Annotated in this window: 25 protein-coding genes; 9 read left to right on the forward strand and 16 right to left on the reverse strand. The window is 66.3% G+C overall.

Going from position 1 to position 23560, the window contains the following annotated elements:
- Positions 1-10: 10 nt before the first annotated feature.
- From ACN2C8_RS12625 to ACN2C8_RS12640, 4 genes are all read right to left on the reverse strand, one after another.
- Positions 11-1675: a choline dehydrogenase gene (locus ACN2C8_RS12625; protein WP_419252105.1), complete on the reverse strand. Its 1665-nt coding sequence runs from the start codon at positions 1673-1675 to the stop codon at positions 11-13.
- Positions 1676-1819: 144 nt separating this feature from the next.
- The gene (locus ACN2C8_RS12630) at positions 1820-2443 is read right to left on the reverse strand and encodes a class I SAM-dependent methyltransferase (RefSeq protein WP_419252106.1); all 624 of its coding nucleotides are present in this window, start codon (positions 2441-2443) and stop codon (positions 1820-1822) included.
- 320 nt (positions 2444-2763) lie between these two features.
- A complete protein-coding gene (locus ACN2C8_RS12635) occupies positions 2764-2913 on the reverse strand; it encodes a glycoside hydrolase family 30 beta sandwich domain-containing protein (RefSeq protein ID WP_419252107.1) in 150 nt (49 codons plus the stop codon).
- Between the two features lie 410 nt (positions 2914-3323).
- Positions 3324-3851, reverse strand: a complete 528-nt coding sequence (locus tag ACN2C8_RS12640) for a gamma carbonic anhydrase family protein (protein WP_419252108.1) — start codon at positions 3849-3851, stop codon at positions 3324-3326.
- Between the two features lie 295 nt (positions 3852-4146).
- Here ACN2C8_RS12640 and ACN2C8_RS12645 point away from each other — a divergent pair, with 295 nt between their 5' ends.
- The 5 genes from ACN2C8_RS12645 (at position 4147) to ACN2C8_RS12665 (ending at position 8584) form a co-directional block, all read left to right on the forward strand.
- On the forward strand, positions 4147-4950 hold the full coding sequence (locus ACN2C8_RS12645; RefSeq protein ID WP_419252109.1) for a PhoH family protein: 804 nt from the start codon (positions 4147-4149) through the stop codon (positions 4948-4950).
- A 165-nt stretch (positions 4951-5115) separates the two neighbouring features.
- A complete protein-coding gene (locus ACN2C8_RS12650; protein WP_419252110.1) occupies positions 5116-5475 on the forward strand; it encodes a hypothetical protein in 360 nt (119 codons plus the stop codon).
- Between the two features lie 8 nt (positions 5476-5483).
- Positions 5484-5831, forward strand: coding sequence for a hypothetical protein (locus tag ACN2C8_RS12655; RefSeq protein WP_419252111.1), 348 nt, complete (start codon positions 5484-5486; stop codon positions 5829-5831).
- 105 nt (positions 5832-5936) lie between these two features.
- A complete protein-coding gene (locus ACN2C8_RS12660; RefSeq protein WP_419252112.1) occupies positions 5937-7925 on the forward strand; it encodes an OPT family oligopeptide transporter in 1989 nt (662 codons plus the stop codon).
- Between the two features lie 14 nt (positions 7926-7939).
- Positions 7940-8584 (forward strand): glutathione S-transferase family protein, encoded by a 645-nt coding sequence (locus tag ACN2C8_RS12665; protein WP_419252113.1) that lies wholly within the window; start codon positions 7940-7942, stop codon positions 8582-8584.
- On the opposite strand, the gene ACN2C8_RS12670 is transcribed toward ACN2C8_RS12665, so the two are convergent.
- The 5 genes from ACN2C8_RS12670 to ACN2C8_RS12690 form a co-directional block, all read right to left on the reverse strand.
- Positions 8578-9264 (reverse strand): GNAT family N-acetyltransferase, encoded by a 687-nt coding sequence (locus tag ACN2C8_RS12670; protein WP_419252114.1) that lies wholly within the window; start codon positions 9262-9264, stop codon positions 8578-8580. The two genes, ACN2C8_RS12665 and ACN2C8_RS12670, sit on opposite strands and share 7 nt — an antisense overlap.
- A 51-nt stretch (positions 9265-9315) precedes the next feature.
- Positions 9316-9522 carry a DUF3126 family protein gene (locus tag ACN2C8_RS12675; protein WP_419252115.1) on the reverse strand — a complete coding sequence of 69 codons (207 nt, stop codon included), beginning with the start codon at positions 9520-9522 and terminating at the stop codon, positions 9316-9318.
- A gap of 110 nt (positions 9523-9632) precedes the next feature.
- The gene (locus ACN2C8_RS12680; protein WP_419252116.1) at positions 9633-10427 is read right to left on the reverse strand and encodes a glutaminyl-peptide cyclotransferase; all 795 of its coding nucleotides are present in this window, start codon (positions 10425-10427) and stop codon (positions 9633-9635) included.
- On the reverse strand, positions 10428-11258 hold the full coding sequence (cysE, locus tag ACN2C8_RS12685; RefSeq protein ID WP_419252117.1) for a serine O-acetyltransferase: 831 nt from the start codon (positions 11256-11258) through the stop codon (positions 10428-10430).
- A 103-nt stretch (positions 11259-11361) separates the two neighbouring features.
- Complete coding sequence (locus ACN2C8_RS12690; RefSeq protein WP_419252118.1) at positions 11362-11970, reverse strand: NUDIX domain-containing protein; 609 nt, start codon at positions 11968-11970, stop codon at positions 11362-11364.
- 73 nt (positions 11971-12043) lie between these two features.
- On the opposite strand from ACN2C8_RS12690, the gene ACN2C8_RS12695 reads away from it, so the two are divergent.
- Positions 12044-12661 (forward strand): nitroreductase family protein, encoded by a 618-nt coding sequence (locus tag ACN2C8_RS12695; RefSeq protein WP_419252119.1) that lies wholly within the window; start codon positions 12044-12046, stop codon positions 12659-12661.
- Between the two features lie 53 nt (positions 12662-12714).
- Complete coding sequence (locus ACN2C8_RS12700; protein ID WP_419252120.1) at positions 12715-13005, forward strand: hypothetical protein; 291 nt, start codon at positions 12715-12717, stop codon at positions 13003-13005.
- A 1-nt stretch (position 13006) separates the two neighbouring features.
- Here the strand turns inward: ACN2C8_RS12700 and queF are convergent, their stop codons facing one another.
- Complete coding sequence (gene queF, locus ACN2C8_RS12705; protein WP_419252121.1) at positions 13007-13462, reverse strand: preQ(1) synthase; 456 nt, start codon at positions 13460-13462, stop codon at positions 13007-13009.
- Between the two features lie 68 nt (positions 13463-13530).
- Between queF and ACN2C8_RS12710 the strand changes: the two genes are divergently transcribed.
- Both ACN2C8_RS12710 and ACN2C8_RS12715 read left to right on the forward strand, forming a co-directional pair.
- A complete protein-coding gene (locus ACN2C8_RS12710; RefSeq protein WP_419252122.1) occupies positions 13531-14358 on the forward strand; it encodes an SDR family NAD(P)-dependent oxidoreductase in 828 nt (275 codons plus the stop codon).
- Between the two features lie 266 nt (positions 14359-14624).
- Positions 14625-15320, forward strand: coding sequence for a TorF family putative porin (locus ACN2C8_RS12715; RefSeq protein ID WP_419252123.1), 696 nt, complete (start codon positions 14625-14627; stop codon positions 15318-15320).
- A gap of 65 nt (positions 15321-15385) precedes the next feature.
- On the opposite strand, the gene ACN2C8_RS12720 is transcribed toward ACN2C8_RS12715, so the two are convergent.
- The 6 genes from ACN2C8_RS12720 to ACN2C8_RS12745 all read right to left on the reverse strand — a co-directional run bounded on the left by ACN2C8_RS12720 (position 15386) and on the right by ACN2C8_RS12745 (position 23544).
- The gene (locus ACN2C8_RS12720) at positions 15386-16027 is read right to left on the reverse strand and encodes a cysteine hydrolase family protein (protein WP_419252124.1); all 642 of its coding nucleotides are present in this window, start codon (positions 16025-16027) and stop codon (positions 15386-15388) included.
- A complete protein-coding gene (locus ACN2C8_RS12725) occupies positions 16024-17088 on the reverse strand; it encodes an LLM class flavin-dependent oxidoreductase (protein ID WP_419252125.1) in 1065 nt (354 codons plus the stop codon). Before ACN2C8_RS12725 ends, ACN2C8_RS12720 begins: the two co-directional genes overlap by 4 nt.
- A gap of 58 nt (positions 17089-17146) precedes the next feature.
- The gene (locus ACN2C8_RS12730; RefSeq protein ID WP_419252126.1) at positions 17147-18436 is read right to left on the reverse strand and encodes a CynX/NimT family MFS transporter; all 1290 of its coding nucleotides are present in this window, start codon (positions 18434-18436) and stop codon (positions 17147-17149) included.
- A gap of 1 nt (position 18437) precedes the next feature.
- On the reverse strand, positions 18438-20828 hold the full coding sequence (locus ACN2C8_RS12735; protein ID WP_419252127.1) for a TonB-dependent siderophore receptor: 2391 nt from the start codon (positions 20826-20828) through the stop codon (positions 18438-18440).
- 179 nt (positions 20829-21007) lie between these two features.
- Positions 21008-21736: a GntR family transcriptional regulator gene (locus ACN2C8_RS12740; RefSeq protein WP_419252128.1), complete on the reverse strand. Its 729-nt coding sequence runs from the start codon at positions 21734-21736 to the stop codon at positions 21008-21010.
- A 236-nt stretch (positions 21737-21972) separates the two neighbouring features.
- A complete protein-coding gene (locus ACN2C8_RS12745; protein ID WP_419252129.1) occupies positions 21973-23544 on the reverse strand; it encodes a trypsin-like peptidase domain-containing protein in 1572 nt (523 codons plus the stop codon).
- Positions 23545-23560 lie beyond the last annotated feature (16 nt).

Below are 23560 nucleotides of genomic sequence, written 5' to 3' on the forward strand. Positions count from 1 at the left end.
GGCTAGATGATCACGCCGCCACCGCTCGCCCGTCCTCAAATACCGGCGCGTCCATCGGGGCCAGGGCCGCCTTGCCCATGATCATGTCCGCCGCCCGCTCGGCCACCATGATGGTCGGCGCATTGGTGTTGCCGCCCACCAGGGTCGGCATGACCGACGCGTCCACAACCCGCAGGCCCGCGATCCCCTGCACCCGCAGCTGGTCGTCGACCACCGCCATGGCGTCGCCCGCCGCGCCCATGCGACAGGTGCCGACCGGGTGATAGATCGTCTCGGACTTGGCCCGGATCCAGGCGTCGAGATCAGCGTCGGCCCGCACATCGGCGCCCGGCGCATATTCGGCGTCGCGATAGGGGTCCAGGGCCGCCTGGGCCGCGACTTCACGCGCCATGCGGACACCCTCGCGCAGAGCTCGGCGGTCCTCGTCGGCGGCGAGGTAGTTGCCCAGGATGGTGGGATCGTCGAACGGATCGGCCGAGCGCAGACCCACGGCGCCGCGGCTTTCCGGACGCAGCTGGCAGACGTGCAGGGTGAAGCCGTCCTTCTCGATCAGGGTCTTGCCGTGGTCCTGCATGATGGCCAGCACGCCATGGATCTGCAGGTCGGGGCGGTCCAGGTCGGGCCGCGACTTCAGGAAGGCGCCGCTCTCGAGGAACTGCTGCCGACCCATACCCTTGCCCATCAGCATATAGGACAGGCCCGTGCCCAGCTTCCTGAGGCCCTTGTTGGCCGAATAGGCGGTCATCAGGTTCTTGGTCGTCCACGACAGGCAGACGTCCAGGTGATCCTGCAGATTGGCGCCGACGCCCTTGGACTCCTGGACCACCGCCACGCCGTGTGACTTCAGCAGATCCGGCGCACCAATGCCCGACAGTTGCAGGATCTGCGGCGACTGCACCGCGCCGGCGCTCAGCAGCACCTCGGCGTCGGCATGGGCCGTGCGCTTCTCGCCGCCCTTGCCGACGACGTAGTCGACGCCGATGGCGCGGCCTTTCTCGATCAGGATCTTCGTCGTGCGGGCTTCGGTCACGCACGTCAGGTTCGGCCGCGAGAGGGCCGCTGTCAGATAGGCGGCCGCCGCGCTCCAGCGCTTGCCGTCGCGGATGGTCAGGTCGTAGGGCCCAAAGCCCTCCTGCTGGTAGCCATTGAAATCCTTGGTGGTCTTGTAGCCCGCCTGGCGTCCCGCCTCGATCAGGGCAGGATAGAACGGGCTGGGCGACTCGCCCCCGGACACGTGCAGCGGACCCTGGCCGCCATGATAGGCGTCGCCGCCGGCATGGTGGGTTTCCGAGCGCTTGAAATAGGGCAGCACCTCCGAATAGGACCAGCCCGACAGGCCCATCTGCCGCCACTGATCATAGTCACGGGCATGGCCGCGGATATAGATCATGCCGTTGATCGCCGAGGAGCCGCCCAGGCCCTTGCCGCGCGGCCACCACAGCTTGCGGTTATCCAGGTGCGGCTCTTCCTCGGTCCAGAAGCCCCAGTTCTGGTCACCCTTGGCCTTGATCAGTTCGCCGACCCCCGCCGGCATCTTGACCAGGATCGAGGTGTTCTTGCCGCCGGCTTCCAGCAGCAGCACCTTGATATTGGGATCTTCCGTCAGTCGCGCGGCCAGAACGCAGCCCGCCGAGCCGGCGCCGATGACGATGTAATCGAAGCGTTCGCTGGCCATGGCCCCGACGCCCTCCCTGAATGTTATCGTTGTTAAGGCAGAGAGTGACGCGGCTTATCGCCCGATGCAAGACGGGCTGTGAATGTCGGTGCAGGCGAGGCGTGGACGGCAGGCAAGGCGCCCCCTGATGGAACGGGACAGGCCTCAGGCGGAGACTGCTACGCCAAGCTCGCACCAGCCCAAGGGCCGGGGCGCCTTGGGCATATAGAATGCCTTGGTCTCCTTGATCACGAACCCTGCGGCAGTGATCGCCGCGCCCACGGGCCGGGTAAGACGGCATCCGCCCGCCAGCGGCGTCCAGAAGGGTTCGATGCGTTTCTGCCAGCGCGCGACCGGGGCGTCGGGGGATAGCCCATGCTCGCAGAAGAGAAACCGGCCGCCTGGCTTCAGAACCCGTCGCGCCTCGGCCAAAACCGCGGTGGGTGTGTGCACCGAGCAGAGGGTGAAGGTGCAGACGACGGTATCGAAACTGTGGCTGTCGAAGCCCATCTGCTCGGCCTCCCCCGCCAGGATCTCAACCTTGAGACCTTCCGGGCGCGGCGCGGCCAGCGCCCGATCGCGCAAGCCCTCCGATGGATCAATGCCGGTGACGCTGCTCACCCGCGACGGATCATAGAAGGCCAGGTTCAGCCCACCGCCGATCCCCAGCTCCAGAACCCGTCCTTCCGCCTGCGGCACGACCCGGGCGCGCTGCTTGGCGATGGCCCCCGCCCCGCAGGCGCAGCCGATGACACGAGGCAGAATGTGGCGATCATAGAAGGACGTCATGGCTTGTTCTTTCCCCGGTCTCGACAAGTCGTAAGAGTCTCGCGGCAAGGGTCAAGGAATAGGTGTCAGAGATCCGCCGGGCTTTGGCGGGCGTTCGTCACCGGCGCAAAAGGCCTGCGCACGTCTCGTCGCTGGCAGGCTCAGCATTGGAGGCCTAGCCCGAGCCCGTCGGACGGGTCGGGCGGAACCTGTCGATGAGTAGCGGCTCAATCGGCGATGAAGCGATAGCCGACCCACGGCTCGGCCTCGATAATCTTCGGATGCGCGGGATCGGCCGCGACAGCAAAGGCCCCAGAACAGGCCGGCTCAGGACCGCAAGGCTACCAGACCAGCGTCGCTGCGGACCGCGCCGGGATCGTCGCCCTGAACCGGCGACCACCGTCGGCGACGGCGAAGGCGGATGGGGTTTGACCGCCGTTGAGCACGATCAGGACGCGTCCGCCGTCAATGGTCGGCTTCTTGGATTTCAAGCGACCCTCCCGGAAGGCGCGTTCGGAAACGGGCGCGAAGAGCTTTGCAACAGCTTGCCCGAGGGATGCAAGCGGCCGCGCCTGCCGATTTCCCGCCAGGACAGTGCACGGTCAAGCTTGGCTGACCACGGAATGAACAGGATCAATCTCGGCTCGCCCGACCGCCAGCGCTTGTCATCGAGGGCTTTTCGCCAAAGGCGAGCTCCCTGCGCGATGCAACCAAGTCATTGCTGGCGCTTTAGATAAATGCGGATCTGGTTCCCCCACCGGGTCCGCCTTCCGGCTTCGGCTGCGGGCGATCTGAGCGCCGGCGTCGAACGCCAGCCCCGCACGTGATGATTCCGTGCGGGACCGAGAGCGCCGCTTCTGATTTCCCCCCCGATAGGAAGCGGCGCTCCCGCTACCGCTGGCTAGAAGGGCAGCAAGTCGCGGCTGTAGCGCTTCCAGTTCTCGACATAGTGCAGGGCCGAGCCTTGAAGGATCAGGGCATGCTGCTCGCCGATCTCGCGCACCACCTTGCCCGGCGCGCCCATCACCATCGAATTGTCCGGGATCTCCTTGCCCTCGGTAATCAGGGCCCCGGCGCCGATCAGACAGTTGCGGCCAATCTTCGCGCCATTGAGCACGATCGCCCCGATCCCGATCAGCGAGCCGTCGCCGATCGTGCACCCATGCAACATAACCATGTGACCGATGGTCACGTTGGCCCCGATGGTCAGCGGCGCACCATGGTCGGTGTGAAGTACTGAGCCGTCTTGAACATTGCTGTTTTCGCCGATCTCGATCGGATCGTTGTCACCCCGAGCAATTGCGCCCCACCATATACTGGCATTTCTCTTCAGAATGACATTGCCCATGACCGATGCGGTCGGGGCGATCCAGTATTCGCCCGCCTCGGGAAGGATCGGGCTAGCGGCGCCCAAGGAATAGACAGTCATCCGTACACCCCATTTTCTTGAAATCGTCGCTTGATTAACATCTGAGAAACCACGTTACCATCATCCTACTCGGGCGATTCGACTGGAGAAATCCCCTCGAATCCCACCGGGCCGATGTTCGGTTCCGGCTCCCGACGACGGAGATCAGAGTGTCGCTCTTGGCGTACAGGCGTTCCTCGGAACCACCGCCTTCTCGGTCCAGCACCGAGCCGCCGCTTTGCGCACGCGTCTTCGTTTATCTCCTCCCCACCGCCAAGGACGACGCCACACGGCCTCGTCCTTTTTTTATGCCTGAATGGAGGCTTTCATGACCAAGCGAGCCCTGAAGCGTATGGCGCGCGAAGGCGCGACCGAGACCGGCCACTATGGTGACGACGCCAAGGTGCGTCGCTTGCCGGTCGACATTCGGGAGCGAGGCAATAGCTGGTCGCCCCTCGGGCCCGACGGGGCCGCAAAGGGGCCGGAGCGGGATCAAAGTTACCTCAAGACCATAAAACCCAAATCTCCCGGCCAGTCCGAGTTGATGGAGGCCATCGACAAGAAGAACCTGGTCATGGCGCTGGGCCCTGCAGGCACCGGCAAGACCTACATCGCCATCGCCAAGGCTGTGGAAGCCCTGGAAGCCGGCAGTGTGGCCCGCATCGTCCTGTCGCGCCCCGCTGTCGAGGCCGGCGAGTCCCTGGGCTATCTGCCCGGCGACATGGAAGAGAAGCTGGCCCCCTATCTGCGCCCGCTCTATGACGCCCTCACCGACCGCCTTTCGACCCGGCGCATGCGCGCGCTGATGGCCGAGGGCGCCATCGAGATCGCGCCCGTGGGCTTCATGCGGGGTCGCACCCTGAACAACGCCTTCGTGGTCATCGACGAGGCCCAGAACTGCACCTACATGCAGCTGAAAATGCTGCTGACCCGCCTGGGCTGGAACTCCACCATGGTCGTCACCGGCGACCCCAACCAGTCAGACCTGCTGCCCGGCATTTCGGGCCTGGCCGACGTGGCCGCCAAGTTCGAAGCGCTGGAGAACATCGGCGTGGTCCGTCTGGCTGACCGCGACATCGTCCGCCACCCGCTGGTCGCGGAGATGCTGAGCGTTCTCTAAAGTTGCGTGAGCCGCTTCGCCCAGCTGTTTTGGGCGGAGCGGCTCATCCGATTATATCGCTTTACGACAAGCTGAGGTTGTGTGTTAATCCTTTCCGGGCCGCCGCGATAGCTTGGCGGGCTCCTCGTTACGCTGGCGCTTCCCGCGCCTTGGAGAGGAAGAAACATGCTCGTCAAAGCCATCCTGACGATCGCCGCCGGCCTGTCCTGCGCCGGCCTGCTGACGACGACCGCTGCGGCTCAGACCGCCCCAGCGCCAGCGCCCACCCCGTCGACGGAACAGCCGCCGATGCCGCAGCAGCCCTTCGCGCCACAGTGGATGAACCCTCAGGAGCAGATCTGGCGTCAGTCGCTGACCGACACCGCCATGACAGCGCCAACCAAGACTGAATGGGCGCGTGCCCGGCGCGCCGCCGAACTTGTCAACGCCGATCGCTGCGCGGAAGCCTTCGCCCTGGCGCGAACCGAAAAAGACACCCGCCTGGAAACCGGCGTCAGCAAGGTCTGCCTCGCACGCCGGAGTTGAACGCCTTCATGTCAGCGATGGAGGCACTGGTGAAAAAGCTTCCTCTCATCCTTGCAGCAGCATCCACCCTGGCGGCGGCGGCTCCCGCGTTGGCGCGACAGGACCCGGCCAGTTACCCACGCTACTCAATGGGAACCCCGCCTGCCTTGTCCAGATCCGGCCCGATAGAGGGCAAGATCATGGGAACATCCGAGTTCAACCGGCGGGAAGACCGTGCGCGCATCGCTGCTGGCCTTATCCGCGATGGCCGCTGCGATGCCGCTGCGCGCCTGGCCGAACGTCAGCACGACAAGCGCATGCTCTCGCGGATCAACGAGGTTTGTCGCCTCGAAAAACCCCAGGGCGCGCCGGGCTAAGCATGCAAGACCCACCCTGAGCGTCGGTGACTGAAAATCCAGTCTTGAGTTTGGGGCGGTCGGACGTGCAAGGTCCGGCCGCCTTAACGATTTCAGGACCGCCCCATGGCCGACGCCGCCGCTGTTCCACGCTCGGAATTCACCATCCGAGGCGTTCTGCTCGGCATCGCCATCACCCTGGTGTTCACGGCGGCCCAGGTCTATCTGGGCCTGAAGGTGGGCCTGACCTTTGCGACCTCGATCCCGGCGGCGGTGATCTCGATGGCGCTGCTGCGGGCCTTCAAGACCTCGACGATCCAGGAAAACAACATCGTCCAGACCATCGCCTCGGCGGCGGGCACCCTGGCCTCGGTGATCTTCGTCCTGCCCGGCCTGCTGATGATCGGCTGGTGGGCGCATGTGCCGTTCTTCACCACCTTCATGGCCTGCGCGGTCGGCGGCATTCTGGGCGTGATGTACACCATCCCCCTGCGCCGGGCCCTGGTGACCAATTCCAACCTGCCCTATCCCGAGGGCGTCGCCGCCGCCGAGGTGCTGAAGGTCGGCACAGGCTCACGCGAAGGCGCCGCCGAGGGCAAGGCCGGCCTGATCGCCGTCGCCGCAGGCACCCTGGCGTCCGCCCTGTTCGCCGCCCTGGCGGCCGCCAAGATCTTCGCCGGCGAGGTCGCCGGCTACTTCAAGGCCGGGGCCGGCGCGACCGGCCTGGGCGCATCCAGCTCGCTGGCCCTGATGGGCGCGGGCCATCTGATGGGCATCACCGTCGGCATCGCCATGTTCACCGGCCTGGCCATCGCCTGGGCCGTGCTGGTGCCGATCATGACCCAGGTCTTCCCGATGCCCGGCGCCAGCGCCGCCGACCACGCCCTGACCGTGTGGAGCACCAAGGTCCGCTTCCTGGGAGCCGGCGTGATCGGCGCCGCCGCAATCTGGACCCTGGGCAAGCTGATCGTCCCGATCTGGCAGGGCCTGGTTTCGGCCTTCGAGGCCGGCAAGGCCCGCCGCGTCGATGGCGCCGTGATCCCCCGGGTCGAGCAGGACATTCCGATCCTGATCGTCGGCATCGTCGCCACCGCCCTGCTGGCCCCGGCCGGCTGGGTGATGGCCCACTTCCTCAGCGGCGGACCGCTGTCGGCCATCGCCACGCCCCTGATCATCGCCGCCGTGGCCTTTCTGGTGTTCGCCGGTCTGCTGGCCGCCGCCGTCTGTGGCTACATGGCCGGCCTGATCGGCTCGTCCAACAGCCCGGTCTCGGGCATCGCCATCCTGACCGTGCTGGGTGCCTCGCTGATGGTCGGGGCGATCGGCCGCACGACGATCGGACCGGACGTCACCACCGCCCTGGTCGCCTTCGCCCTGTTCGTCACCGCCATCGTCCTGGCCGTGGCCGTGGTCGCCAATGACAACCTGCAGGACCTGAAGACCGGCCAGCTGGTCGACGCCACCCCGTGGAAGCAGCAGGTCGCCCTGGTGATCGGCGTGCTGGCCGGATCGATGGTCATTCCGGTGATGCTGGAACTGCTCAATCGCTCCAACGGCTTCACCGGCGCGCCCAATCTCAGCACCGTGGCCGGCGCCGAAAACCTCGGCGCGCCCCAGGCCACCCTGATCTCGACCCTGGCCAAGGGGGTGATGGGCGGCGTGCTGCCCTGGAACCTGCTGGGCATTGGTGCCGCCATCGGCCTCACCCTGGTGCTGGTCGACATTCTGGTGCGCCGCGCGAGCGCCCAGCGCCTAAGCCTGCCGCCGCTGGGCGTGGGCCTGGCCATCTATCTGCCCAGCGCGGTCACCGCCCCCGTGGTGGTCGGCGCGGTGATCGGCTGGCTTTATGAGCGGATCGTCAGCAAGGACCGCACGGCCGAGCCAGCCAAGCGGATGGGCATTCTGGTCGCGTCCGGCTTCATCGTCGGCGAGAGCCTGTTCAATGTGGCCCTGGCCGGCCTGATCGTTGGAACCAACAACCCCTCGCCCCTGGCCGTACCCTTCGCGCCGCCTGAGCACACCGGCATGATCCTGGCCCTGGTCGCTGCGGCGATCGTGGTGTTCACGCTGTACAGCTGGGCCCGCAAGGCGGCGGCGAAGACCGAAAACGCCTAGGAGGCGAGGCCGGCATGCGAATCTGGGGGCGGCGCTCCTCGTTCAACGTGCAGAAGGTGATGTGGTTGGTGGGCGAGCTTGACCTCGACCACCAGCATATCCCCGCCGGCGGCGACTTCGGCGGTCTCGGCGATCCCGTATTCCTGGACCTAAACCCGCACGGCCGCGTACCCGTGCTGGAGGACAAAGGCGTGGTCGTCTGGGAATCCCATGCCATCCTTCGCTACCTGGCGGCCCTTCATGGCGGCGCGGTCTGGTGGCCGAGCGATCCTAGGGCGCGTGCTCGCACCGATGGCTGGATGGACTGGTCGCAGACCACTCTGCAGCGCGACTTCCTCACGGGTGTGTTTTGGGGGTGGTATCGGACACCCGAAGCCCAACGTGACCCGTCTGCTGTCGAGGCCGCCTTCGCCGCCTGCGCGCGCCACTTTGGCCTGCTCGACAAGATGCTGGCCAACCAACCGTTCCTGAGCGGCGAAGCCATGGGATTGGCCGATATTCCCGCCGGGACGCACCTCTACCGGTACTTCGCGCTGGATATCGACCGACGCAGCACGCCCAATGTCGAGGCTTGGTACGCGCGTCTCCGTCAACGCCCCGCATACCGCGAGCACGTCATGATCCCGTTTGACGAGATGAAGGGCCGGCTGACCTACTGAGCCGCCGTCAGGATCGTGAAGACCACCTCGTGGCGGCCCCGATAGCCTAGCGACTCGTAAAGGCCGATGGCGGTGGTGTTGTCGGCGTAGCTGTGCAGGAAAGCCTTCTCGCCCCGCGCCAGGATTCTGGCGGTGACCTCCTGCAGAAGCCGCGCGGCGTAGCCCTTGCCGCGATGATCAGGGTGGACGCAGACGCCGCTGGCTTCAGTGTAGCCCGCCGGGCGCATCCGCTCTCCGGCCATGGCGACCAGCTTTCCCTCCACCCGGACGCCGACAAACGATCCCAATTGATGGGTGCGGCTGAAGAACGGGCCGGGCTTGGTCAAGGCGGCCAGGGCCAGCATCTCGGCGGCGTCGGCATCGCCCAGGGCCAGGATCTCGAACGCCACATCCCAGGCCGGCGCGACCGTCTCGGCCGTCATCTGCAGGCACACGGCGGCGGAAACGACTCGCGTTCCGGGGACCGGCGGCATGTCGGAAAGTTCAACCAGCCCGACATCGCCCCGCTCGGCGACCAGTGCGCCGAGGTCCGCGAGCGCTTGGGGTGAGTTATCCGCAGCGCCGGCGAACAGGCCAAAGTCAGGATGGACCCGCAGCGCTTGACCGTTCCAGACCGCGAGATCGGCCTGCCGACCTGTAAAAGCCGACCAGACGGGCCGGTCGAGGGGGTGGGCGCTCATCATCGTCGTGCACCGCGCCGGCGCAAAAGCCCCGGCGCGGCGTCTTTCCGGCTAGTCGAGGTCTTCGGCCAGGATGGCCATTTCAAACATGTACGAACCGTCTTCGTCCTCGTCCTGGAAGACGACGCCAATGAACTCGCCGGCCACTTCGACCTCGGCGGAATCCTTCTGCTTGGGACGGGCCTTCAGCGCGATATGCGGGTTGCCGAAGGTGCGCTTCAGGTGCTTTTCGATCTTTTCGATGGATGCAGCGTCCACGGGAGGCTCCTGTTTTCGTTGTTGGGCGCCGTGGCGCGTATTGAGGCGAACCTAGCGTTCCGTGCCGGAGTCGCAAGCCGCTTCGGCCAGGGCCGGTGGCTCAGTCGCTTCTAATGCGACGAACCAGCACTCGGCGTCAGCTTGATCTCGAACAGCTTGGGCCAGAACTTTCCGGTCACAAACAGGCGATCGGTCGCCGCGTCATAGGCAATGCCGTTCAGCACATCGACCCGACCGCCGGCCTGATCGGCGGCGCTCAATAGCCCCGAGAGATCGATCCAGCCCGTGACATGGCCGGTCTTGGGATCGATGCGGGCGATGCGGTCGGTCTGCCAGATATTGGCCAGCACCTCGCCCTTCACCCACTCCAGCTCGTTGAGGTTATCCACAGGCCTGCCGTCGTCGGTGACCTGGATGCGCCCGGTCTCGTTCAGCGTCTCGGGGTCGAGGAACCGCAGCGCCGAGGTGCCGTCGCTCATGATGATCCGCGTTTCATCGCGGGTCAGGGCCCAGCCCTCGCCGGGATAGGAGAACTCGCCGATCAGTTCGAAGGTGGCGATGTCGTAGATCAGGCCGATCTGGTTCTTCCAGGTCAGCTCGATCAGCCGGTCCTTCCAGTCGATGATCCCCTCGCCGAAATAGCGGGAATCGACCAGACGCTCCTGCTCGGGCAGTCCGGTTTCCAGCGTCACCTTGCGGATCGACGAGCGGCCTTGCAGTCCGGTGCTCTCGTAGAGATAGCCGTCGCGCCAGAACAGGCCCTGGGTGAAGGCCCCCGTATCATGCGGATAGGCGGCGACCACCGTGTAGCTGTACTGGCGCGGCTTTTCCGCCAGGGCCGGCGCAGGGACGGTCGCGGTCAGCAGGGCCGCAAGAAGCAGGCTGTTCCAGAGACGAAGCTGCACTCAGATCACGTAGTCGTACACGGCCTCGGACAGGGTCTGGTCCATCGACTTGGCGGGCTCTTCGCAGGTCGGGCAGTTGACGATGCGGGCCGGAACGCCGGCCGCCGTGCAGTGCGGCGGCACGGGCTTGAGCACCACCGAACCCGAGGCAACCTTGGCATAGTCGCCGACCGTGATGTTTCCCAGCACCTTGGCGCCGGCGCCCAGCAGCACGCCGCGACCGATCTTGGGGTGGCGGTCGCCGCGATCAGCGCCCGTGCCGCCCAGGGTGACCCCGTGCAACATCGAGACGTCGTCGCCGACCACGGCCGTCTCGCCGATAACGATGCCGGTGCCGTGGTCGATGAAAACGCCCTGGCCGATACGGGCGGCGGGGTTGATATCAACCTGGAACACTTCGCTGGCCCGGCTCTGCAGATAGAAGGCCAGGGTCTCGCGGCCCTCGCTCCACAGCCAGTGCGACACGCGGTGGGTCTGCAGGGCCAGAAAGCCCTTGAAGAACAGGAACGGCTGAACATAGCCCTTGCAGGCCGGATCGCGCTCGAACACGGCCATCAGGTCGGCCTCGGCGGCAGCGACCAGGGCCGGGTCGGACTTAAAGGCTTCGGCGGCGAACTCGCGCGCCGTCATGGCCCGCATTTCCTGGTCGCCCAGCTTGCGCGCCAGCTGGAAGGTCAGGGCGTCGGCCAGATTATCGTGGCTGAGGATCACGGCATTGAGCAGCGAGGCCAGGGCCGGCTCGGCCTTGGCGGCGTATTCAGCCTGGTTGCGCAGCGCCGCCCACACGGGGACTGACGACTGGTCGGTTACGACTTCCAGGTGCTTGGCCACCGGGCTCTCCTTTATTCCCTGCGATCCTTGGCGCACTAGAGCATCCTTTTTGAGAACGCACTAGTGGCATTGAGAGCAAGGCCATGTCTGCGCCCCGTCGACCCTAGCCTAGCACGAGACGGGCAAGATCGCTCGGAAGCTCTCCCCTGACCGCCATATGGTGGACCCGGAGCAGCAGCGCCACCGTCAACGCGTCGGGCATGTGTCCGGCCACGGCGGCGTCCAGCGCCTCTGCGAAAGGCACGCGGGCCACCGCCAGGTCCTCGGTCTCGTCCGGGGCGGTCTCGGTAGGGGAAAGATCCATGGCCAGAAAGCCGATTCCGATCTCATCGGTGACCGAATTGGTCAGTTCCATCGTCAGGATCTGGCGCCAGTCGGCCGCCTGGAGTCCGACCTCCTCGGCCAGTTCGCGCTTGGCGCCGTCAAGCGGGGCCTCGCCCAGGGGCGCGCCGCCTTCGGGCAGTTCCCAGCTGTAATTGGCCAGGGCGAAGCGGTTCTGGCCGACCAGCGTCACCGTGCCGTCCTCGTGCAGGGGCACAATGCCGATCGCCTGATTCTTGAAACTGACCTTGCCGTACAGCGCCGGTCGCCCCGTCGGCGCGGTAGCCTGATACTCGGTCACCTTGATCCAGGGATTGTCATAGACAACCTTGGCCTCGCGAATGCTCCACGGCGTTCCGTGCGGCTTCAGCCAGTCGGGCTTCTGGGTCATGGCGGCTCACGGCTTGTGGCGGCCGGGGCCCGGCCATAGTTAGACTCAAGTACAATGCTTCGTGGAGATCGTCTTGACCGGTTCTGTTCCCCCCGCGCCGGCGTTCGGCGAAATCCTGCCGATCGAGACCTCGCCCGAGGTGCTTGGCTTTCTGGCCCGTCGCCGCTCGGCCTCGGCCATGAGCCTGACCGCGCCGGGCCCTGACGACGCCCAACTGATCGACCTGCTGCGACTGGCGGCCCGGGTGCCCGATCACGGCAAGCTGTCACCTTGGCGGTTCGTGATCCTGCGCGGCGCGGCCAAGGATATTTTCGCCGAAAAGATCTCGGCGCTGGCCGGTGACCAGGCCAATCCGCTCAAGGCCAACGCCGCCCTGCGCAAGCTGACCCGCCCGCCGGTCTGCGTGGCGGTGATCTCGCGCTACATCGCGGGTGAAATCCCCGAATGGGAGCAGCGCCAGAGCGCCTCGGCGGTGTGCATGCAGATGCTGCTGGCCGCGCCCGCCATGGGCTGGGGCGCCAACTGGATTACCGACTGGTATTCCTATGATCCTCGCGCGCTGGAAATCCTGGGCGTCGCCGACGGCGAACAGGTCGCCGGCTTTCTGTATCTGGGCACGTCGAGCGAGCAGCCCCAGGAGCGGGTCCGGCCGGATGTGGCGGCGATTACCAGCGAATGGACGCCGGGCTAGCGCCAAAGCCACGTCCCGCGCGTTGTCCTGAAACAGCAAGGACGGAGACGATGATGGCGCGACGCAGGGACCCTTGGGCCGGCTTGGCCTGGGACGCCTGGGCCATGGGCCTGGAAGCCTCCACCGTGATCGGGCTACGCACGCTGAAGATCGCGGCCGGCGGCGCGGCCGCCCAGACCGAGATCGATCTCATGATCAGCGAGAAGGTGACGGCGGCCATGACCCTGCCGATTCTGGCCATGACCGGCCAGTTGGGAACGACCGGTCCGGCAGTGGCCGCCCGCGCGCTGAGCCACCTGCGCAGAAAGGTTCGCGCGAACCGTCGCCGTCTCTCGAAAGCCTAGATCAGCCCCGGCCGCGGTAGGGCGCCACGCCCTGATCCGGGACCCACAGACCTTCCGGCGCCGGGCCGGTCTGCCAGAACACGTCGATCGGAATACCGCCGCGCGGATACCAGTAGCCGCCGATACGCAGCCAGCGCGGCTGGGCGATCTCGACGATCTTGCGGGCCACCTTGACCGTGCAGTCCTCATGGAACGAGCCGTGGTTGCGGAAGCTGCTCAGATAGAGCTTCAGCGACTTGCTCTCGATCAGCCAGTCGCCCGGCGCATAGTCGATGACCAGATGCGCGAAATCGGGCTGGGCCGTGACCGGGCATAAGGAGGTGAACTCCGGGGCCACGAAGCGCGCCAGATAGAGCACGTCGGACTGCGGATTGGGCACGCGTTCAAGAACCGCGGCCTCGGGACTGGCGGGCGCGTCGACTATCTGGCCGAGCTGGGTGACGTTGAGATCTGTCATCGCCGGGATTTAGGCCCGTCCAGCGCCCGAGACAAGCGGGTGTCCCGCCGCTACAAACGTCCAAACACATGTTCGAACGCGGGAGGAACACCATGATGGGACGGGATTTCGAAGGCTTCACGGTTGTGGTCACCGGCGCCTCAACGGGCCTTGGCCGGGCCATTGCGGTGGAAACTGCCCGGCGCGGCGCCGGCCTGATCGTCGTCAACTTTGCCAGCAACGCCCAGGACGCCGAGGAAACCGCCCGCCTCATTGAGGCCGAAGGCGCCAAGGCGGTGCTGGCCCAGGGCGACGTTTCGCAGGACGCCGACTGCCGCAAGATTGCGGAGGCCGCCGCCGCGAGCGGCCGAATCGATGCGCTGTTCAACAACGCCGGCATGACCAAGTTCGCACCCAACCACGCCGATCTCGACGCGGTCGACGCCGAAGACTTCCTGCGGCTCTACAGCGTCAATGTGGTCGGCGCCTTCCAGATGGTTCGGGCCGCCCGGTCACTGCTCGAGGCCGCGCCGCAGCCGGGCGCCGTGGTCAATACCTCGTCCATCGCAGGCGTGGTCGGCAACGGATCTTCGGTGCCCTACGCCGCCTCGAAAGGCGCGATGACCACCATGACCCTGTCGCTGGCCAGGGCCCTTGCGCCGCGCATCCGCGTCAACGCGATCTGCCCCGGCTTCATCGATACGCCCTGGTTCGGCAAGGCCATGGACGCCGAACGCGTCGATCGCCTGCGGGCCGGCGCGGCGGCCGCGACCCCGCTCAAGGTCGCCTCAACGGCCGAGGATGTGGCCGGGGCGGCGGTCTTCCTCGCCTCTCCCGCCTCGCGTCACGTGACCGGAGAGACCCTGCTGGTGGACGCCGGCCTGCATCTGGGCGGCGCGAGTCTTTCCATGCGGTAGGGACCAGCGATGCGCGAAAGACACGGGTAAAGGTCAATCAAGCCTTGACCCTGCACCGTGGCTTTGGTCGTTCATTCTGAAGCAAATTCGTCACACTGAGTTCAAACTTTAATCAAATAACGCCGTTCGTGCTGGTGCTTTGCCCAGTGTGATTGCAACTACATGACAGTGGGCGACTAATGAGTCGTCGACACAGTGCGCTTGCAGGCGCCGTCGAACCCGGGGCCAGCCTCCGGGAGGCGACACAAAGAAGGGGATAGACCACCATGAACATCATGAAGATCGCGCTGGCTTCGGCCGCAGCTACCGTCGCGCTCAGCGGCGCCGCCATGGCGCAAGACTCGCTGAAGCTGTCCTACAACGTTGGCGTCGCCAGCGACTACGTCTTCCGCGGCGTGAGCAACACCCAGGAAGATCCGCAAATCTTCGGCGGCGTCGACGCCGCCTACGGCATTGGCTATGCGGGCGTTTGGGCCTCGAACGTCGACTTCGGCAGCGATGACCCGTCGGTCGAAGTTGACCTCTATGTCGGCCTGAAGCCGACTGTCGGTGATACCGCACTGGACTTTGGCATCGTTTACTATGCCTACGCTGACGACAAGGGCGCCACGCCTGGCCAGTACAGCTACCTCGAACTGAAGGCCGCCGCTTCGCGTCCGCTCGGCCCGGCAACCGTCGGCCTGTCGATGTTCTACTCGCCGGAATTCCCGTTCGAGACCGGCAAGGCCTTCTACTATGAAGTCAACGCCGCTCTGCCGTTGATGGACAAGCTGACCCTGAGCGGCGCTCTGGGCCAACAGGAAATCGAGTTCTCTGGCGACTACGCCACCTGGAACGTCGGCCTGGCCTACGCCATCACCCCGAACCTGACCGCAGACGTCCGCTATTCGGACACCGGCGCGCACTCGTTTGGCGACATCTATGGCGAACGCGTCGCCGTCAGCCTGAAGGCCGCGTTCTAAGAACGTCCACTTCACTGACGACCAGATTGAGCCGCTCCGGGAAACCGGAGCGGCTTTTTCTTTGCCTATGGGTTGGCCGTCCAGCTGGCGACCACCGCGTCGACATCGGTCAGGATGGCGAAGTTCAGACCCATGACCTTCAGCGCCGCCTCATGCACGTCGGCCTCGTAAGCGGCGCAGGCGTCGGCCGGCACGAAGACGTGGAAGTCCTGATGAAAGGCGTCCCTGGCTGTGCAGTCGACGCAGCACTCCGTGGTCAGTCCGCACAGGATCAGGGTGTCTATTCCCCGCGCCCGCAGCCTGTCGCCAAGGCCCGTGCCGGCGAAGGCGCTGTAGCGGGTCTTCTCGAGCATCAGTTCGCCCGCGACGGGCTTTGGGCCATAGAAATCAGAGCCGACCTGCCCTGCCCGGCACAGATCGCTTTCGACATCGGGATCTCCGCCTCGGCGCGCCATCCGCTCGCGCCACATCGGCGAGTCGGTTCCAGGCGTGGTCGACAGGCCCACAAAGATCACCGGAACGGCCGCCGCTCTCGCCGCTTCGGCCAGGCGTTCAGCGCCGGCCAGGGCCGGCCCCACGGTCGAAAGATCAACGCCCATGCGGCCGATCACGCCTTCCGGCGCCGCGAAGTCGACCTGCATGTCGACGACCAGCAGGGCCGTACGGCCCGGCGCGATCCAGTCTGGCTGGAGCTGGACCTGGGTCATGCGAAGCGCCGCCGCAGCCCCGGCAGGATCTCGGCGCCGAACATGGTCAGGCCTGCGACATAGTCGGGGAAGATCAGCATCAGGCCGTCCAGCTCGCAATCGGCGACAAAAGCCTCGATCTTCGCGCCGCAGGTCGCCGGAGACCCGATCACGGTCTCGGTCATGAACGCTCCTTGCCTGAGGGCCGCAGCATCCAGCTTGTCGGCGGGCGCGCCCCAGCTTCGCAACATGGTTCGCACGGCGTCCAGATCAACCCCGTCGGCATAGGTTTGGGCCAGGCCCTGCGCGGCCTCGTCGGTGTCGGCGTGGATGACCGTGCACATGGCGTAGGTTCTGATCGACTTGCCCAGCCCCTGCGCCATCGTCTTGGCGCGCCGGCTGGCGTCGCGGCGATCCTCGGTGGTGGCCCCGCCGATGAAGCAGGCGTCCGCCTCGGCCACGGCGAAGGCAAAGCCGCGCGCCGAACTGCCCGCGCAGATCAGGTCTGGCCGAGGCTGCGACAGGGGCTTGGGCTCAGATTGGCAATCATCGAGATTGAAGAAGCGGCCATGATGATTGACACGCTCCTCGCTCCACAGCCGCTTGACCACATGGGTCCATTCCTCGGCCAGGGCGTAGCGGTCGTCGTGATCCAGCGCCTCGTCCCAGGCGCTCATCTGGGCGAATTCCTCGCGATAGGCGCCGGCGACGATATTGAGGCCCGCGCGGCCGCCGCTGATATGGTCCAGGGTGGCGATCATCTTGGCCGCCACGGCCGGGTTCTGTAGCAGCGGATGCAGGGTCGCCCAGATCTTTACCCGTTTGGTGGCCTCGGCCAGGCCCGCCATCAGGGTCACAGATTCCAGCACTGTGCCCCAGTGATCGGTCGCACCGCCGAAGCCCCGGAACTTGGCCATCGACATGATGAAGTCGAGACCGATCTCGTCGGCCAGCACCGCCGCGGCGCGGTTCTGTGGATACAGGCCGTCAATGCGCGGCGTCGTCTCGGAGACGATCCAGCCGCCATTGGCCACCGGCAGGAAGACGCCGAAATCCTTGTGATGGGGAGAAGACGCGCTCATGCCTTTTCGTAGCACGCGGTCGGCGGGCGCAAACCGCCGATCTTCATCCCTCCCCGGTTCAGTCGGGGACGTCGACCTTCTCGGCGGGCGGAACCGGCGGTCGCATGAACAGCGCGGCCACGAAGACGACGGCGATCACGGCCGCGAACAGCTGGAAGGTCGGCGCGAAACCGCCCAGGCGGTCGCGCATGGCGCCGGCGATGAACGGCCCCGCCGCCGAGACGGCCCCGACCAGGCAGGTCAGGGAAAAGAGCTCCAGATTGCTGCGCCGGCCATAATAGTTGAGCAGCAGCACCGTCACCGCCAGGACGGTCAGGCCAAAGCCGACCCCCGTGCCGACGGCGTAGAGCAGCATCAGCGGCACGGTGGTCGCCGAGGCCAGGGCCAGCAGGCCCGCCACCAGCATCGCCTGCGCGCCAACCAGCAGCCATTTGGGATCGACGCTGTCGCCAATGAAGCCGCCACCCAGCCGGGCCAGGGTCTGCATCAGGGATTCCAGGCTCAGCATCTTGGCCCCGATGGCGGCCGCCGCTGCGGCGGCCATGCCGGCGGCGACGCCGATCTCGCCGATGTGGCTGACCGACACGCTGGCCACCGTCACGCCGGTCAGCAGATGGGTGAAATAGGCCGCGACCAGCACATAGAATTGCGGCGTGCGCAGCGCCGCCTTTACGGTCCACTCGTGCGAGGTGCGATAGATCCTGGCGTCGGCGGGGGCTTCGCGGGCCTCCTGCTCCACCTCGACGTCGACGTCATGAGCGGCCTGCGCCAGCCACTTCGAGCCGCCGACCATCGCTGCGCAGACCGCGCCCACGACGCAGGCCAGAACCGCCTGAACCAACCAGTACAGTCGCCAGTCATTGTCGGTGCCGCCCATGATCGCCAGGGCCATCCATGGGCCGGCGACGCCGCCCAGCGAGCCGAAGGTGAAATAGATCCCGAACGGCAGGGCGCGCTTGCGATACAGCGCCGACAACACGTGGGTGCCGGGGATCAGGGCCGCCATCTGGAAGCCGATCCCGCACAGGGCCGCGCCAACATAGTAGCGGGCAATGCTCTCCGACCCCGCAAAGCCCAGCAGGCCGGCGCCCAGCACCGCCGAGCCCAACAGCAGGGTCCCTCGCACGCCGATCCGGCGGATCAGGATGGCCGGCAGCCAGGACGAGGCGCCGGTGAAGACGCCCAGCACAGAAAAGCCCAGGAACGCCTTCTCGAAGCTCCAGCCCAGCTCACCGATCATCGCCGGCAGAACCACACCCAGCGACCCATAGGTCGAGGCGGTGATCAGGAACAGAAGCAGGCTGAAGCCCGCCAGCAGCGAGAGGCGACGCAGATCCGTTGAGGCCAAATCAGAACGTCCGCTTGAGGGTCACGCGCCATTCGCGGCCCTTGCCGGGCAGCGCGCCCAGATTGGCATAGGTGTCGGCGTCCGGGGTGAAATAGAATTTGTCGAACAGATTATCGACATTCAGCTCGGCCGTATAAGGCCCGCGCGTCACATAGGCCGAGCCGTTGACCACCGAATAGGCGGGATAGCGGACGGCGTTCTGCACTGTACCTGCGGTTCGGCTCACATGGCTGACCCCCAGGGTCGCGCCGGCCTGGCCCCAGTCATAGCCCTTGCTGGTATAGGCGCCGTACAGGCTGACCACCGACTTGGGGATCAGGGTATAGGCGTAGTCGCCGCCACGTCCCGGCAGGCCGGCAAAGCTCCAGACCACATAGGAGCCGCCATAGGCGCTCGGTCCCGCCACGCCCGCCGTATAGGCCGGGATGTACTGGAACGAGGCGTCCGGTCCCTTGATCGTGGTGCGCTGGTTGTTGCCGGCGAAGGTAAAGCTGAGCTGCTCGGAGGCCAGCCAGCGGACTTCCAGCTCGACGCCCTTGGCGCGCGTGCCCTGCACGGTCGGCGGCGAGCTGTTGGTCAGCTGGGTGCGGTTCTGGCGATAGGCGGCCAGCGAGCCGACCAGGGTGCCGTTCAGCAACTGGAACTTCACACCGGTCTCGGTCAGATCCGAGCTCGACAGCCATGACCCATCGGCCACCAGCGACGGCGCGATATCGCCGGCCTGGCTCATCTCCAGGGCCGAAGCCTTGGCATAGCTGATGTAGGGCATCAGGCCGAATGGGGCCTTGTAGGTCAGGCTGGCGTTATAGGTCGCCTTGTTGCGGTCGTCAGACTGCTGGCCGGCGATCGTATAGCTGAGAAAGCCGGTATCCTGGCTCTCGACCTCGTAGTGGTCATAGCGGCCGCCGACGATCAGGTTCCAACGCCCGGCCTCAATATCGGAGGTGAGGAACAGGCCCGACTGGTTCCAGTCCGATCGGTTGTCGTTCTCCCAGCGCAGGCCGATACCGCCGGGCTCGTCGGTGAACGGGCTGTCTATGGTGTCGGTCGGCGTGAACCCGAAGGCGATGTCGCGGCGATCCAGAGCGATCAGGCCGCTGTTGAAGCTCTCCTGGCGCCGCCCCTCGAACCGGCGATGCGAGGCGCCGACCAGGGTCCTGGCGCTGACTGCGCCGACCGTCGTGGGAACAGCCAGGGTGACGCGGGCCTCCGAGACCTTGGCGTCGATGGCCGACGGATAGCCGTAGGAGACGAAGCGCTCATTGTCCTGGCGATCGTGGAACAGCTGCAGCTTCAGCGTCCTGTCGCCGCCCAGGTCCTTGGCCAGGTCGAAATAGAGCGTGCCGGTGGTGGTCTTCGAGAAGTCGGCCGGGCTGATATAGACCGTGTGGCGGTTCAGCTTGGTCGTGCCGACGCCGGTATCCAGGGTATGGGCCGGGTCGCTGCTCGCGAAGCCGTAATACGGAATATAGAGCGCGCTGGCATAGGGATAGAAGCCGACCTCGTTGGGCGTCAGGCGGCCATTGCCATCGGCGTCGACCAGGCTGGTGTCGCGGCCGGTGATATAGGTGCGATTATCGATCAGGTCCTGGGTCAGGCGGTTCCAGCCGGGCGTCTGCACGTCGCCATCCGAGTGGAAGCCCATGCCGCCAAAGGCCGTGCTCCAGCCGTTGCCCAGGTCGAAATCGGCCGACAGTTCGATCAGCTGCCGACGTGGATAGATGCCCCGGTAGTAGCTGTGGCTGTCCTCGACCTCGCCATAGACATAGACGCCGCCCTGCGCCGCGCCCAAGCTGACCGGCGCGCCGAACTGGCCAGTGACGAGCTTCTTGTTGTAGCTGCCGAATGTGGCGGTGACCTCACCCTCGGGCCCGGCCAGGAAACGCCCCTCGTCGCGGGCCGACTTGGGGATGAAATTGACCAGCCCGCCGACCTTGCCGGCGCCATAGACCGGCGTGGGCGGACCGCGCAGCACCTCGATCCGCGCCGCGCCGCCGATCGGCGTGGAATAGGTGCCGCGGTTCTCGACCCGCTTGAAGCCGCGGAAATAGTTCTCGGCCAGGGTGCCGCGAATGTTGAGCGCGCCGGGCACGCCATAAAAGCTGGCGGTATGGGTCCCGGGTGAAACGGCGCTGACGCCATCCAGGGTCTCGATACCGAAGCGCTCCAGGGTCAGGTCGCTGACCAGACTGGCCGAGCGCGGTGTCTCGATCAGGGGCTTGTCGATGCCGAACACCGTGTCGGACGGCTGCTTTTCCAGCAGGCCCGCCTTGTCGCGCGCCAGCACCAGGACGGCGTCGACCTGGTCGGCGACCTGGGTTTCCGCATAGGCCGCAGTGGCGGCCAGCATCGTGAAGGCGGTGACCGAGAACAGCAGGCGTCGAAGCGACATAACAGGAAGACCCCAACCGCGCCCGGGAGAGGAAGACCCAAGCAGCAACATCCATCATCTGGTGGTTGGCGTTGCTTTGGTCAAAATGCCTTCTGACATTTCAGCTGGAATTTTCAGGATACTGTTGCGCCAAAGCCTCACAGTTCGAACCTGAGCTTGCTCTGTATCAATGCGGTGGATCAGGCCTCGACCGACGGGCGTTGCACCGCCTCGGGCGTGACGTTCAGTACCCGCATCATCGCCGCCCGCGCGCCCTCGACATCGCCGCTGGCGATGACCCTGGCCACGTCGCGGTGCTGTTCAATGTCAGCCAGCAGTTCGGCCTCGGTCGCGCCGTTGAACGAGAACACCCAGAAGCGGGCGGCCTTGTGCTGCAGGGGAATCAGGATGCGGGCCAGGGACAGGTTCTGGCTGGCCCGGGCCACGGCGGCGTGGAAGCGCTGGTCCATGGCGACCAGCAGGGGCAGATCGCGGTTGCGCGCGGCCTCTTCCCCGCCCTCGAAGGCGTCGAAGATCGCCTGGGCCTCAGCCTTTGAAGCGTGCCGAGCGGCTAGGCCCGCGCAGTGCGGCTCGATCAAGGCCCGGGCCTCATAGCCCTGGCGCAGCTCCACCAGATCCAGGGGCGCCACAAGCGTACCGGAGCGGGCGCGCCGAATGACCAGACCTTCCAGGGCGAGCCGGCCGAGAGCGTCGCGCACGCCGGCCAGGCCCGCCTCATAGCGCGCCGCCAGCGACTGCTCGTCCAGCCGCGCGCCGGGGGCCAGTTCGCCCAGGATCAGGTCCAGCAGGATCCGCTCATAGACCTTGGCCTTCTGAAGATCGGGCGACCAGTCCTCCAGTCCCGACGATGAGCAGACGTCGAGCACAAGCAACCGCGACCGGGCGTCCTTGGCAGGAAGAGAAGACACCGGCGAGGCTCCGTCAGGGTTGAGCCTGATAGGTAGGCTGAAATGTCAGAGCGCGCCAGAGGCGGTTAGATGCGCACCCTTCAGGGCGGCGCCGCATAGGAGGCTGATGGCTAGATGCTGGCACAGAGCCTGGCATTCCCAGGCCGCTTTTGTTGTCGTCCCGGGACCTGTTCCCGGGACGACAATGCATTTGAACCTCAAGCCCCATCCCGCAAGGGGAGAGGAGCTGGGCCGATCTAGGGCGCGATCTTCAGCGGCACGAAGACCGGGCGGCCCTGGCGGACCACCTTGGCCAACACGCTGGTGCGGCCGCCCTTCTGGGCCGCCGAGATCGCCTCAGCCACTTCGCCGGTGGAGTTGACCGCCACGCCGTTGACGCTGGACAGGACGTCGCCCTTCACAAGGCCCTTCTCGCCCGCGTCGGAGTCGGCCTTGACGCCGGCGATCAGCACACCGCGCACTTCGGGCGCGATCTTGTAGGTTGCCCGCGCTGTCGTATCGAGCGGGGCAAGGGTCAGGCCCAGAGCCTCGAACTTCTGGCTCTGGGGCTTGTCGGGCGAGGCTGGCGCGCCGCCGTCCTCTTTGTCGTTGTCATTGGCCCCCAGGGCGTCCTCGGCCGGGCGAACGCCGGACTTGACCTCGACCGTGCGGGGCTTGCCGCCGCGCAGGATCGACAGGCGGATGGAGTCGCCCGGCTTGGCCTTGGCCACTTCGCGGGTCAGTTCCGAGCCGCTCTTGACGTTGACGCCATTGACGGCGGTGACGATGTCTTCGGGCATCAGGCCGGCCTTGGCGGCAGGCGCGCCGGCAACCAGCTCGGCGATGATGGCGCCCTTCACGTCAGGGATGCCCTGGGCTTCAGCCATCTCTGTGGAGAAGTCCTGGATGTTGGCGCCGATATAGCCGCGCACGACCTTGCCGCCGGCGATCAGTTGCCTGGCGGTGGACTCGGCCACGTCGGCCGGAATGGCGAAGCCGATGCCGACCGAGCCGCCCGTCGGCGAGAAGATCGCCGTGTTGACGCCGATCACGCGGCCGAAGATGTCGAAGCTGGGACCGCCGGAATTGCCCCGGTTGATCGGCGCGTCGATCTGGATGTAGTCGACGAAGCGAGACGAGCTATCGCCCAGGTCGCGGTTATAGGCCGAGATGATGCCGGCCGTGGCGGTGCCGCCCAGGCCGAAGGGGTTGCCGATGGTGATGACCCAGTCGCCGACGCGCGGCTTGGCCTGGTTCTCGAAATCGACATAGGGGAAGGCCGCGCCCTTGGCCTTGGGATCGGTGACCCGGATCACAGCCAGGTCGGTGCCTTCATCGCGACCGACCACGGTGGCCTTCAGTTGGCGGCCGTCCTTCATGACGACATTGATCTCGTCCGCGTCGGCGACAACGTGGTTGTTGGTGACGATGTAGCCGTCGGCCGAGATGAAGAATCCCGAACCCGAGGACTGCTGCTTGGGCGCGGCGGGGGTGTCGTCTTCACCTTCGGCGCCCGGCTTCTGACCGCGCGGCACGATGTCGAAGCCTTCCAGGCCCGGGATGCGCAGGCCGCGCGAGGGGCTGGCCTTGGAGATCACGTCAATCTGGACGACGGCCGGGGAAACCTTCTCGAAGATGTCGGCGAACGACATCGGGGCGCCGGGCGGCGGCGCGAAAGACGGGGCGGCGGCCGTGGAGACACGGATCGCGGCCGGGACCTCGGCCGCACCGGCCGTACCCATCCGCATGCCCATGCCCGCCAGAGCGGCGGCGGCGACGCCCGCGCCAGCAACGGCGCCCACAATGAAACCCGACTTCCTAGCGGTCATCTCTTGTCTTTCCTCA

The organism is Caulobacter sp. ErkDOM-C, assembly GCF_048541825.1.
In the GTDB taxonomy this organism is placed as follows: Bacteria; Pseudomonadota; Alphaproteobacteria; order Caulobacterales; family Caulobacteraceae; genus Caulobacter.